We start from the raw sequence: 13,304 nt of genomic DNA, 5'->3' as shown, positions 1-13,304 counted from the left end.
AGGGCGCCTTATGATCGCCGTGGTTCAACGCGTCATCAGCAGCAGCGTCACCATTGATGGATCGGTCGCCGGGGCCATCGGTTCCGGCATCAATGTGCTGCTGGGAGTGGCCGCTGGCGATGAGGAAACCGATGCCGATTACCTGGCCACCAAAGTGGCCAACCTGCGCATTTTCGAAGACGACCGTGGCAAAATGAACCGCTCGTTGGTCGACATTCAGGGACAGATGCTCGTGGTCTCTCAGTTCACCCTGCTGGGGGATTGCCGCAAGGGCAGGCGTCCCTCGTTCATCAAAGCCGCCGAACCGGATCTGGCTCAAGGGCTCTACCATCGTTTCGTGGAGCGTGTGAAAAAGCTTGGCGTCGATGTCCAAACCGGTCGGTTCGGGGCGATGATGCAGGTTGCCATCGTCAATGATGGCCCGGTTACCCTGCTGGTTCACAGCCGGCAATAGAATCCACGCCGGCGCCTCCATCCATTTTCCGAATCTTATCGCCTTCCTTTAAAGTTTTTCACTATTTGTCCGATACTTCAAACCATGCGGTTTGGCATTTCGCTAGTAGGGCAACTCATTGGCAGGCTATCATGCAACTTTCGGGGTTCATGGTGGAGTGAATTTCAAAGTGATTTCATCGGCAACCCGAAATGGTGAATTTTAATATCAGACAGGCTCAAGCAATGGTCCAGAAAAACGCTCCGATAAAACCAAACTCGACCGGTCCCGGTAAAATGATCGCCATTGGCGGCGCCAAAGGCGGTATCGGAAAGAGCCTGTTCGTGGCCAATCTCGGCGTTTTTCTCTCTCAGCTGGGGAAGCGAACCGTGGTGGTGGACTTGGACCTGGGAGGTGCCAATCTTCACCTTCTCTTGGGCGTCTGGAGCCTGACCCGCCGTATCGACGACTTCCTCACACTGAAAGTGCCGACCCTCAGCGACATCATGACGCCGACCAAATACGGTCCTGCGCTCATCGGCGGCGGCGGGGGGAAATTGGGTGCCGCCAACATTCACTTCTCACGTAAATTGAAGCTGCTGCGGGCGCTGAAAACCATCGACGCGGACTATGTGATCCTGGATCTGGGGGGCGATACCACCTACAATATCCTCGATTTTTACCTAGCGGCCGACCAGGGATTCGTGCTGACCACCTGCGAACCCGCTTCCTATCTGGATGCTTACGGATTCATCAAGATGGCCCTGCACCGAAAGCTCACCCGCCTGTTCGCTGCCGAATCCAATTACCGCCAATTCAGGGATTTTGAAGTGGAGCAGTCGATCAAGGAATTCATCTTCTCCAACACCTCAACCAACGGCCGTCACATGAGCGATCTGGTCAAACAGATGGAACGGTCAAAGCCCACCCATCACCGGCTGATCAAAGAACTGCTGGCCGGCTTCCGGCCGGGGACGATCGTCACCATGTTCGAAGCTCAAGAACAGGTGAACGAACTGGTATCCCGCATGAAAAAAGTCTCCGAAAAGATGCTCTCCATCGATCTGAACTACTTCGGCTGTGTGCCTTTTGAAAAGCAGATTCAGAAAAGCGCCAAGGATTTGGTCCCCAGTGTGGCCAAGGCGCCGGACGGGGTATTTGCCAAAGCGCTGCGTCGGATCGTGCTGAAGATGGAGATGGCCTGAACGTTTCAACCCTCCCGATGCCGGCCGTAGATATCCTCGAGCCGGGTAATATCGTCTTCTCCGATATATCCGCCCGTCTGAACCTCGATCAGTTCCAGGGGGATCTTTCCCGGATTTTCAAGTCGATGGGCGACACCGGTGGAGATGTAGGTCGAACTGTCCTCTTTCAGCAAAAGCTGTTCGTCAGCCTTGGTTACCAGGGCTGAGCCGCGAACAACGATCCAGTGTTCGGAACGATTGAAATGTTTTTGAAGCGACAGGACACCGCCGGGCTTGACCGTAATCCGGTTCACCTGGAACCGTTTCCCTGCCACCAGTTGATCCACGGTGCCCCACGGCCGGTAGACCCGTTTATGCGTTCGGGTCTCTTCCCGATTCTGTGTCTTGAGTCGATCCACCAGCCCTTTGACATCCTGGACCCGGTCCCTGGGCGAAATCATCACCGCATCCGATGTCTCTACAACGATGTGGTCCTTCAATCCCACCGCCGCGATCAGGCGGTGTTCGGCGTGCAGGTAGGAATCCCCCACATCGTGCAGCACGACATCTCCCTTGATCACATTTTCCTGATCGTCTTTCTCTCCCACCTGCCAAAGGGCTTCCCATGATCCCAGATCGTTCCAGCCGGCCGCCATGGGCAGCATGGCACCGTTTTTTGTTCTTTCCATCACGGCATAATCAATGGAATCGCTGGGGCAGGCAAAGAAAGCCGTACGATCCAGCCGGAAAAAATCCAGATCGGACTTTCCATTTTTAATGGCTTGCCGACAGGCTGTGACAATATCGGGAACAAAAGTTACCAATTCGTTGAGCACCTGTGATGCCTTGAACATGAACATGCCGCTGTTCCAGCAATAGGATTTTGAGGCCACATATTGTTTGGCCGTTGCCAGGTCCGGCTTTTCCACAAAGGCGGCAATCGTCACGGCCGGTTGACCCACGTCGGCTGATGGTAAGGGATCGCCCATTTTAATGTAGCCATATCCGGTTTCGGGCTTTTCCGGAACAATACCGAAGGTAATCAGTCGACCTGCCTGGGCGTAGGCATGGCCCGCTTTGATAACATTTTGAAATCGATCGGCAGACTGAATATGGTGGTCGGCAGGCAAGATTAACAACACAGGATCGTCACCCGCCTCCATTGCCCGAATCGCCGCCACGGTCAGAGCGGGAGCCGTATTCCTGCCCACCGGTTCCAGAATGATGGAGTCCGCTTCGATGTCGATCTCGCGAAGCTGCTCGGCAACCATGAATCGGTATTCGTCATTGCAGATCACGACAGGGTTTCCCGCACCCTCCAAGCCGTCGAGACGAAGGATCGTGTTCTGAAGCATGGTGTGCCGGTCCACCAGGCTGATGAGTTGCTTGGGATACAGGGCCCGGGAAAGTGGCCAGAGACGGGTGCCGCTGCCGCCTGCAAGGATTACCGGTAGAATCGAGTGGGTCGAGTTAGCTGAGTTCATTGGGTTTGTTGGGCTCTGCGTTCCTGGTTTTTGGGGGTCAAGGCTTGGTACGCTGTTGCGCTGTTCATTATTCATTCACCGGCACCCAACAATTCTTTCCGCAGAATATCCAGCGCCGCCATGGCAAAGATTTTCTTGTTCATCAGGCGTTTTCCGAAAGGAAAGTACAAGCGACGCCCGAAAGATCGATCGGGCCCGGCAATTCCGACGCAGACAGTGCCCACCGGCTTCTCTTCGGTTCCACCGTCAGGGCCGGCGATGCCACTGGTGGAAAGTCCGTAAGTACTTCCGGCGACCCGCTTTACTCCTTCAGCCATCTCTCTGGCCGTCTCTTCGTGAACGGCGCCATATCTTTCCAGGGTTTCCGGCCGAACACCCAGGACATCGATCTTGGCCGGGTTTGAATAGGTAACGCCGGAAAAAAGAAAATAGGCCGAACTGCCGGCCACGTCGGTCAGCCAACTGGCCATCAGACCACCGGTGCAGCTTTCCGCCAGTCCGATGGTGGCCGAACTTTCCAGTAGCAGTCTTCCCACCACGGTTTCCATCCTCTCGCCCTTTTCAGATATCACGTTTCGTCCCAACTGTTCCAGCGTCCATCGACCCGCTTCCGCGAGGCGCCGATCCAGAAGTGCGTTATCCTTGTCCCGCCCGTACAGTTTAACCTGGATCTGCGGGAAATTCGCCCGAAGGCCCAGCTTGATCCCCGGAAAGGCGACTTCCACACCGGCTACCTTTTCGCCGGCCAGCGATTCGGGCAGGCCGAAGGTGGTAATGGTCTTCACCCGGCTGTGCATGGCCGTATCCCCCTGCAGGGAAAGCGTTTCAGGAATCACATGGTCGGTCAGCATGCGCTTCATCTCGTAAGGAACACCCGGCAGAAAAAAAACCCGGCATCGTCCAATGGTCAATGCAAATCCGGGTGCGGTGCCCACCGGATTATACAAGATTTTGCTGCCACCGGGCAGGTACGCCTGCTTCCGGTTGGATTCGGTCATGGGGCGGTTGAATTTTTTAAAAAAACTCTCGACGTTTTCAAAGGCTGCCTGGTTAAATGCCAGTTCCACCCCAGCCGCTATTGCCGCCGCTTGCGCCGAAAGATCATCGGTGGTGGGCCCCAGTCCACCGGTCACCACCGCCATATCCGCACGATCGCCGATCTCACGGAGGGTGGACACCAACATGGAGATATCGTCACCCACGCTGGTGTGGCGCACCACCTCGATACCGTTCTCCTCCAGTTTTTCGGCAATAAACGCCGAGTTGCTGTCCACCAGTGCTCCGGAACGGATTTCATCACCTGTTGCCAGAATTTCCGATTTCATTTTACCGCTTTCTCAATCGATTTTGCATCTGATCGCTTATAGCCAACCCTAAAGTCGCACAACCTCCATCGGAAAAGAATGATGGCTTTTTTCTGTTCACTGGGTTTCCTCTGTGGCGCAGTATCACGTTACCGCAACAATGAATGCGGGAAAGCAGGCATTTCGAATATGACCATAGCGGCACCCGGACGAATGTGTCAACGAAACATTTCCGGGTTTATAAAAAGTCTGACATCTGCGCTACCCTTCAAGCACTACAGAACGATATTTGAAAAATGACATCGATCTGGAACGCGTGGGTGAGGCTCTTCAAAGCCTAACCGTGAAGCCGGATACGGCGGAGGTCATCGCATTCTGAAAAACCTTTGGCACTGAAAAAACTATCCCCTTGCACACTATCTCAGAAAAGTGAAATGAGGTGGGAATAGATGGGAATGGACGGGAACGAGTGGGAATGGACGGGTGATATTAATGGTTTAGGGATGGCGACGGCGTGGTGCGCGGCGAGATTCGACTTGAAATCCATAAGTCAGAAAAGTTAGCGATTCCGGGACTGAAAACCGAAAAACTTGCACACTATCTCAGAAAAGTTCTAAATATCTAATGCTCAGAAAAACAGATAGATTGAGATCATTTGTCCTGAACGGAACTTGAGTTGACAGTGGTCAGAAACCTTCTGGATGTGTCAACGACAGTTATACAGCATTTATTTTTTCCAGATTCTTTTCTTTATATCGCTGCTTGCCTTCAATGAATGTTTCCATTGGCGTACGACCTTTGCAGCGTTTTCCCTGATGGGTTCGTTTTGTATTATTCTCGTCCATATACTCATCCAGGTCGATCTGTAAAGTCTCAAGATCACGATACAGCTTCTTTCGAAATGCCACACGGTAGAACTCATTCAGCACGGTTTGGTGGAAACGCTCGCAAATACCATTAGTTTGAGGGCTTCTGACCTTAGTTTTGGTATGGTCGATTTCGTTGAGTTGCAGGAACAACTCGTAAGGGTGTTTATCCAGGCTGCCACAAAACTCGGTTCCCCGATCCGTCAATACCCGCACAATACAGGGACATTGTGTTCCTCAAAGAAAGGCAACACACGGTCATTGAGCGTATCGGCAGCGGTGACGGGGATCTTGGCCGTATACAGCTTGGCAAAGGCCACCGACGAATAGGTATCGACCACCGTTTGCTGATAGATCCGGCCGACACCTTTCAGATACCCGACATAAAAGGTATCCTGGCTGATCAGATAACCCGAATGTTGGGTTTCGATTTCATCCGGGTGAGATTCCCGACTGCGCTTGGCTGTTTCCAACGCCGTCAATTGGGCCTCGGTGTAAACAATGCCTTCTTTGGCTGCCCGCTCTTCAAGCGATGCCAGACGTTTTTTGAAAGTTTCCAGATCGTGCCGAATCCAGATGCTTCGAACACCGCCGGATGACACCAGAATGCCCTCTTTACGCAGTTCATTGGCAGCTCGTGCCTGACCATAAGCCGGATATTCAAATGCCATTTTGATCACGGCCGCTTCAATTTCAGGAGCAACCCGATTTTTGATACACGGCTTGCGCCGGCTTTTATCCTTGAGGCCTTCAAGGCCGTGCTCTTCATACGCTTTTTTAATGTCGTAGAAATGTTGGCGGGAAACGCCGTTGATGCGGCAGGCCTGGGAAACATTCTTGAGGTATTCGGCCAGTTCCAGTATGCTGAGTTTAGCTCTTGCGATTTTGTCTTGGGTGGTCATGATGTGCCTCCTGTTTTAGATTGTTTGGCGACAATCCAGAAGGTATCTGACCACCCATTTTTTAGCAAGGTGTCAAGTCAAGTCCGTCCTCATACAGACCATTGGCCTATTTCGCGTCTATCTCACAAATCATTCAATAGATTCCCACACCATATGTGATGGATGATTCCAACTTTTGAATAGACTTGGTATGTTTGATCCGTTTCAAAACTACAGAAGTCATGAATAGGATAATTAACCTTGATTTTTAGATTTCGCCTCGTCCAAGACCTTTCGTACCGTTTTCGCCAGATCCGCTTTGACCACAGGCTTGTATGCAAACGCTTTGATTCCGATTTCTGATGCTGTTTCACCAGAAATCTTTTTGCTGTATCCGGTGCATAGAATGACTGGAATATCACGCCGTATTTTCATTAACTCGACGGCCAGCTTATCGCCGGTCATGTTCGGCATGGTCATGTCGGTGACAACAAGATCAAAATCACTGGGTTTTGAACGGAACAGTTCAAGTGCCTCCACACTGCTCGTCCTTGTTGCTACCTTATATCCAAGACTCACTAAAATCTGACTTTCCATTTTGGCAATAGACACCTCATCGTCGATCAATAGAATTCTTTCCAATCCAGAAGGCAGGATTGGTAGTTCATAAGATCGATAGCTTTCATCTTTTTTGACTATAGGAACGTAAACAGAAAAAACAGATCCTTTCCCTAATTCACTTTTAAGCTCGATCTTGCCGTGATAGCTTTCAACTATGCCGTGAACCAATGAAAGACCCAAACCGGTGCCTTTCCCAGGTTTCTTTGTTGTGTAATAAGGCTCAAAAATTGATTTCATGACTTCGGGGGGAATTCCCGTGCCCGTGTCTGAGATACTCAATTTTATGTAATCTCCTGGTTTCAGTTCCAGTCCATGGATTGTATTGACCCGATCAATCCTGACATCTGTTAAATCAACCTCCAGTGTGCCGCCGTTCTCTTCCATGGCATGAGCGGCATTGGTGCAGAGATTCATAATGACTTGATGCAACTTTGTCGGATTTCCCATGATTGAAGCATTACTTTTGATTTTTTGCTTAATTTCAATGGTGGTAGGAATGGAGGATCGAAGAAAATTAAGCGCCTCTTTTATCAAGGGTTTAACTTGTATCGGTTTGATTTCTTCGTCCGATTGCCTGGCAAATGTCAAAATCTGGTTTACCAAGTCTTTGGCCCTTTCCCCAGCCTTGTAAACCTCTTGCAAACAGTCTTCGACATACGAGCCTTTTTCGACGCCGTCTAAAACGATTTCCGTAAATCCTATGATTACAGACAGGATATTGTTGAAGTCGTGCGCGATTCCACCAGCAAGATTTCCTATGGATTCCAGCTTTTGTGCTTGAATTAATTGGGCTGTTAGCTTATTTCGTTCCTCTTCGGCCAGTTTGATCTCGGTGATATCTTCGGATATGCCCAGAAGGTATTCGGGTTCACCTTTTTCGTTCAGGATCGGCACCTTCTTGGTGTGCAGTATGCGGTCACCCTTGTTACGAGTGCGCAGTTGTTCTTCAGCAATATCAAGTACTTCTTTCCTGCTCAAAACCTCCCGGTCATTCTTGGTGAATAAGGCTACCTGCTCCTTTGGAAAGAAATCACAATCACTCTTCCCCAGGAGGTCGTCCCTGGAATAACCCAGTAGATTCTCTCCGGCCCGGTTGAGCCGAACGAAACGAAGTTCTTTGGCATCCTTCAGAAAAATCATGTCCGGAATATTCTCAACAATCGAGTCAAGAAAAGCATTTGCCTTGCGCAGTTCCTCCTCCTGCCGCCTGCGCTCCGCAATATCAATGATAGCTCCCCTGATGCCCAAAGGTTTGCCATCACTGTAAACGACGCTTGAGATTATAATGGCAGGAAAGACAGACCCATCCAGCCGCTTTAATTCATATTCAGTACCTGCTATCTTCTCCCCGTTAAACAGCCTTTGAATGTTTTTAGCAGATCTATCTGCATCTTCAGGTGAAAGCAGTTGCCATCCTTTAAAACCTTTCTTGAAATCCGCTTCTGTACCCCTAAAAGTTTCATAAATAGCGCGGTTAGCAGAAGTTATATTGGCTTCAAAATCCATCTCATAGACTGGGATTGGCAAAAAATCATACAGCTCACGGTAATTTTTCTCGCTTTCTTTTAGCGCCTTTTCAACCCGCTTGCGCTTCGTAATATCATGCGCTATGCCTTGCAGCACCATGGGTTCCCCTTTTTCATCGTAGATCACTCTGCCGTGGATCTCGAACTGAATCGGCTCCCGGTTCTTATGGAGCAAAACGGCTTCGAACATAACGCCGGTACCCTGCGTCCCCTTGGCCATTTCATCTGTTATGACCTGGGTCATTCTGCCGAAATTTTCCTCGTCGCAGTGCTCCGACAAATGGCTTCCGATAAATTCTTCCGGAGAGTAACCCATCAGGCTCTGGATGGCCGGATTGACATAGGTGAATGCAAGGTTGAGATCTATAGCCCAAATGATGTCCAACGTGTTATCAGCCAGCAAGCGGTATTTCCGTTCACTTTCCCTTAAAGTCTCCTCGATCTCGCCCCGGACTTGGATTTCTCTTTCCAGTTCCAGCATCTTTTTCTCGAGCTTTCTCACCAATCGTTCGCTGTAAAGCTTGAGGATTTCCTCTTCATGCATGGGCTCCGGCGTTGATGCACTATCGCTGCGCCCGGCAGCTGCCATCACATCGCCAACAGCTCCCATAAAAACATCCGGCTCGCATGGCTTTTGAATGAAGCGATCCGCGCCGATCATCTTGGCAAACGCTTCATCTTGAGGACCGGTATATGTGGCGGTGTAAATGATGAACGGGATATGGCACAAGGTCTCATCAGTTTTGACTTTTCGACACAACTGAAAGCCATCCATGACCGGCATGAGGATATCGCTGATGATCAACTCGACACCACCAGCCTTAAGCTTTTCAAGGGCCTCAGCACCATTTGCAGCCATCTGCACATCATGGCCGCTTCCCTTGAGCATCGTTTCCAGCAGATACCGGTTCTCTTCGTAGTCGTCGACAATAAGCATATTCATTGCTGTCTCTCCTGAATTTTTAGATCTTTCGGCAGATATCCGATGATCTCCGACACAAAAGTCTCCGGGTTGATGGGTTTTTCGATGTAACCGGTGGCTCCGGCAGCCAAGATCCGTTCCCGATCCCCCACCATCGCATAAGAGGTCACGGCGATAATGGGCACGTCCCCCAGTTCACCATGTTTTTTGAGTTCCGCAGCCACGGCATATCCATCCATTTCCGGCAGCTGGATGTCCAGCAAGATAGCCCGTGGACTGTGACGCAGCGCCTTGTCGATGCCTTCCCGGCCGTTTTCTGCACCGATGACGATAAAACCGTTTTTTTCCAGCAAAAAGCGCATCATGTAAAAATTCTGTTCGTTGTCTTCTATAATCAATAGCGTGTCACTCATGACGAATCTCCTTCATGCAAGGCCTGTGGGAAACGTATGGTGAAGATGCTGCCTCTGCCTAATTCGCTTTCAACGCCAATGGTCCCGCCCATCATGTTCAGCAGTTTTTTGCATATGGACAGTCCCAGGCCGGTACCCTCGTGCTTGCGCGTAAGGCCCGTATCAATTTGATGGAACGGCTTAAAGAGGTTCGGGATTTCTTCCGGCCGCATACCGATACCGGTGTCTGATACCGAAAGAATGTAATGATCGATTTCGATGCGGCAAGAAATGCAAACATGTCCTTTTTCGGTGAATTTGACGGCATTGGCGAGCAGATTGAGAATAACCTGTTCCAGACGTTGCTGATCCGAAGTCACGGTTGAAACATCATCGGCGATATCTACCTGCAGACTGATTCCTTTCTTTTCAGACAACGGCGAAACCAGCTTGACCATTTTCTCAATGGAAGGCTTCAATTCAAAGGAAGTTACGGAAATCGACAGTTGGCCGGCCTCGATTTTGGAAATATCCAGCACATCGTTGATTAGAGACAGAAGGTGGCGGGAACTGCCCTGAACCATGCTCATCTGCTTTTTCTGTTCCTCGTTCAGCGGTCCGGCCAGTCCCTGCAGCAAAATACCGGTAAATCCGATAATGGAATTCAAGGGCGTCCGCAACTCATGTGACATGGCGGCCAGAAAGGCGGATTTGAGACGGTCGGCGGATTCAGCCCGATCCTTGGCCACAACCAGCTCTGCGGTGCGCTCCGCCACCCGTTGTTCCAGGACCTCCGCCTGCCGACGCAGCTCATCATTGAGCCGGTGAATTTGTTCTTCGGCCTGTTTGCGATCGGTTATGTCAGAGCCGATGCTCAGGATTTCTTTGATCTGTCCCTGCTCATCAAAAATCACTCTGTTGCGCCAGTCGATCCAGACCCGTTCGCCATTGCAGCGCATATTCTCGTTGATATTACGCTCGAATTGTTGCGGGTCGGATAAAATCTTTTCCATCAGCAAACCTAAATTCCGGCCCGTGCTGTCACTCTCCGGAACAATGGTTCCGAGAACATTTTGACCAAGTATCTCGGTTTCCGAATAGCCGAAAAAGCTCTGTCCGAATTCATTGAGGAAGGTGATTCGCCCATCGTTCGACCAGCGCAGGATGATGCTGTTGGCCAGCATGACCAGCTCGCGGTATTTTTGTTCACTCTTGCGAAGCGTTTCTTCCATGTTCTTTTGCTCGCTCACATCCCGGATGGTTTCGATAGCGCCGCAACGCCGGCCATTCCGGTCGTACAAGGGGGACGCCACTCCCCAAAGGTGAGCCCCCCGGCCATCTTTTAGGTGCGGAATGAAAGACTCGCCATACAGCCTTTCGTTTTGACGCTCAACGTATTTATAGGTGGCTTCCACTTCCGGCATAGGCAGATCCAGCAGATCAATGAGAACGGGGCGCCGGTCACCGAAGAACGGTTCGGCATAGGCATAATCGCCCTTGCCAAGCAAAGCTTCCTTTTTTACACCGGTCATCGCTTCACAGGCGTGGTTCCACACGATGACTTTTTTATCCTGATCAATCACGAAAGTCGCGTCAGGCAGAAACTCTACAATGTCCACGAATCGTTGCTGCGCCTCCTGCCGCTGCACTTCAGCCTGCCTATGCGCAACTCGCGTCCGGTGACCAACGATACCAAAAGCCAAATCGTTGGCTATTTCGGTGAGTTGAGCGATCTCTTCCGTGTCGAAAGCCTCAGACTCGACTGAGTGGATGCCCATGACGCCGATCTTCGTCCCCTTGGACGGCAGCGGTAGCAACAGCACTGAGGCATACCCGCGCTCGAGCGCATCGGACCGCCAGGATTCTAAGCCCGGATCAGTTAAAATATGCCGGGCGCAAAAAAGACGGCCGGTCTGGAAAACATTGTTTGCTATACTGTGACCGGGCTCGGTATGATTCCAAGTGATGTTTGCTGTTGCAAGTTTTTCCTCATCATAACCGGCCTGCGACACAAGGCGGATGGTTTGGGCTGTGTCTGATTCGGTGAAGCCGACCCAAGCCAGGCGATACCCTCCGATGTCCACCACAATACGGCAAATGGCCTCAAGCAACCCGGCTTCGTCGGTGGAACGTACCAGTGCCTGGTTGCATTCGCTTAGGATGCGTAGAACGCGGTTCGTCTCGCGCAGTTCACGAGTGCGTGTATTCACCTGATGCTTCAAAAACAAGCTTCCCGCAAGGCTCACCAGCAGGACGGCACCCACGACTATACCGACGACCCTGACCCATGACGGCAGCTTGAACCGGACCTCCTCGGAAGTCCATCGTTTCAGGGACTTGTAATATATCGACTGTGGGTCTTTTTTCAGATCCATAAGGTGGGCATCAATCGCTTTCAATAATTCTTTATGGGTGCCTTTGGGCGCGGCGAAAAAGAGATCCGAGGGATTAAAAATGACTGCCGTATCTTCAAGGCCGAGCTTTTTTGCATGCATCAGTCCGTAAAAACGGTTGGTGATGGCCGCGTCGGCTTCACCCCTGGCAACTTTCTCAAAAATACTTTGGTAGTCCGGCAAAGAAATAAGGGTGGGGTTTAACCCGAAGCCGCCTGTGAGCCGAGCAAACGCATCCTGCTGAACCGAACGCTCCAGCACGGAAATTCGTTTTCTGTCGAGATCCAATATTGATTTAATCCCGCTGCCTTTACGGGCATACACCTGAAACCATGAGGACAGCACCGGCACCTTGTGAAAATCGAATATTGAATCCCGATCCGCCGTATAGGCCACGTCGGGCATGAGATCGATTTCCCCTTTTTCCAGGCGGTCCAATCCTTCCCCCCAGGAACCGGGCACATAGTGCAGCTTCCATCCTTCGTTTTGCGCAATATACTCGATGATATCAAGAAAAACGCCCGCAGGCTTGCCGTCTTCCGAAATAAAAATCTTTGGTGCATTTTCGTACACGCCGACTTTTATAATTTGATCAGCGGCATTTGCCGGCAGAGCCCCTGCGCATAACAGCATCACGAACACGATGAACAAGCGCATAAAAAAGCATCCGTGATAAACTGGATTCCTAGTGTTTTTCATTACCCGAATCCTTTAGGATGTGAGTATCACAGTGAATGCCGACATAATAAATTTATCGGAGGTGTGTTTGCATGTTTGGTTAGGTTAAAAAGTCAACCATACTTGCATATATCCGCAAATGCGTATGTTTCAACAATAGGACTGGTATTCTAAAATGGATCAGATTCGCAATTCTGCTGATCGCCTGCAATGCGCTTGAGTAAAAATCAACAACGGTCGGTCAGGTTTGGATTTTCATAGCCTATCAGATTGCAGCGGAAATACAAGATTTTGGGTCAGGCGGTCGGACTGGTCGAGTTGGGATTAATTGAGAGTAGTTTTCAGATCGCATCACTGTCAATTGTATGGATAGATGCTCCTCGGGTCAGCGGCAAGTATCTCCATGGCCACGCAAATACGCTCTGGCTATCCCACAAAAAACATCATTGTCGGAATTCCATGTTTCTTAACATAGGTTGTCGATTAGGTGGATCGTGGGCCAATCCCAAGAACCACTATATATTGGGGCGCTCGAATTACCTGTTCGGTGCAGATTACATCGAGGAAAAGAATCTATCACAGAAATATGGCGACCTGAGATGTATTGAGAGTATCTCATA

Annotated in this window: 7 protein-coding genes and 1 pseudogene; 2 read left to right on the top strand and 6 right to left on the bottom strand. The window is 50.6% G+C overall.

Annotated features, from left to right (window positions below; translation table 11 throughout):
• Window positions 1-10: 10 nt before the first annotated feature.
• Complete coding sequence (dtd, locus tag ACHZBS_RS23140; protein ID WP_319408850.1) at window positions 11-454, top strand: D-aminoacyl-tRNA deacylase; 444 nt, start codon at window positions 11-13, stop codon at window positions 452-454.
• Window positions 455-729: 275 nt separating this feature from the next.
• Window positions 730-1,638 carry a P-loop NTPase gene (locus tag ACHZBS_RS23135; protein WP_319408849.1) on the top strand — a complete coding sequence of 303 codons (909 nt, stop codon included), beginning with the start codon at window positions 730-732 and terminating at the stop codon, window positions 1,636-1,638.
• 5 nt (window positions 1,639-1,643) lie between these two features.
• Here ACHZBS_RS23135 and ACHZBS_RS23130 read toward each other — a convergent pair whose 3' ends face one another.
• From ACHZBS_RS23130 to ACHZBS_RS23105, 6 genes and pseudogenes are all read right to left on the bottom strand, one after another.
• Window positions 1,644-3,101: a mannose-1-phosphate guanylyltransferase/mannose-6-phosphate isomerase gene (locus ACHZBS_RS23130; RefSeq protein ID WP_319408848.1), complete on the bottom strand. Its 1,458-nt coding sequence runs from the start codon at window positions 3,099-3,101 to the stop codon at window positions 1,644-1,646.
• A 71-nt stretch (window positions 3,102-3,172) separates the two neighbouring features.
• Entirely contained in the window at window positions 3,173-4,426 is a 1,254-nt protein-coding gene (locus ACHZBS_RS23125) for a CinA family nicotinamide mononucleotide deamidase-related protein (protein WP_319408847.1), read from the bottom strand.
• Window positions 4,427-5,121: 695 nt separating this feature from the next.
• Window positions 5,122-6,173, bottom strand: a pseudogene (locus tag ACHZBS_RS23120) (IS481 family transposase).
• 234 nt (window positions 6,174-6,407) lie between these two features.
• On the bottom strand, window positions 6,408-9,242 hold the full coding sequence (locus ACHZBS_RS23115) for a PAS domain S-box protein (protein WP_319408846.1): 2,835 nt from the start codon (window positions 9,240-9,242) through the stop codon (window positions 6,408-6,410).
• Entirely contained in the window at window positions 9,239-9,634 is a 396-nt protein-coding gene (locus ACHZBS_RS23110) for a response regulator (protein WP_319408845.1), read from the bottom strand. Before ACHZBS_RS23110 ends, ACHZBS_RS23115 begins: the two co-directional genes overlap by 4 nt.
• Complete coding sequence (locus ACHZBS_RS23105) at window positions 9,631-12,648, bottom strand: PAS domain S-box protein (RefSeq protein WP_319409113.1); 3,018 nt, start codon at window positions 12,646-12,648, stop codon at window positions 9,631-9,633. The genes ACHZBS_RS23110 and ACHZBS_RS23105 overlap by 4 nt, the downstream gene beginning before the upstream one ends.
• Between the last annotated feature and the right edge of the window lie 656 nt (window positions 12,649-13,304).

It is taken from the genome of uncultured Desulfosarcina sp. (genome assembly GCF_963664155.2).
GTDB lineage: Bacteria > Desulfobacterota > Desulfobacteria > Desulfobacterales > Desulfosarcinaceae > Desulfosarcina.
The sequence above is the reverse complement of the archived record's forward strand: the minus strand, read 5'-3'. Positions and strand labels throughout refer to the sequence as shown.

What these genes read in the sequence shown, in the direction of transcription:
- dtd (WP_319408850.1), top strand. Translation starts at nt 11, where the DNA reads ATGATCGCCGTGGTTCAACGCGTCATCAGCAGCAGCGTCACCATTGAT.
- ACHZBS_RS23135 (WP_319408849.1), top strand. Translation starts at nt 730, where the DNA reads ATGATCGCCATTGGCGGCGCCAAAGGCGGTATCGGAAAGAGCCTGTTC.
- ACHZBS_RS23130 (WP_319408848.1), bottom strand. Translation starts at nt 3,101, where the DNA reads ATGAACTCAGCTAACTCGACCCACTCGATTCTACCGGTAATCCTTGCA.
- ACHZBS_RS23125 (WP_319408847.1), bottom strand. Translation starts at nt 4,426, where the DNA reads ATGAAATCGGAAATTCTGGCAACAGGTGATGAAATCCGTTCCGGAGCA.
- ACHZBS_RS23115 (WP_319408846.1), bottom strand. Translation starts at nt 9,242, where the DNA reads ATGAATATGCTTATTGTCGACGACTACGAAGAGAACCGGTATCTGCTG.
- ACHZBS_RS23110 (WP_319408845.1), bottom strand. Translation starts at nt 9,634, where the DNA reads ATGAGTGACACGCTATTGATTATAGAAGACAACGAACAGAATTTTTAC.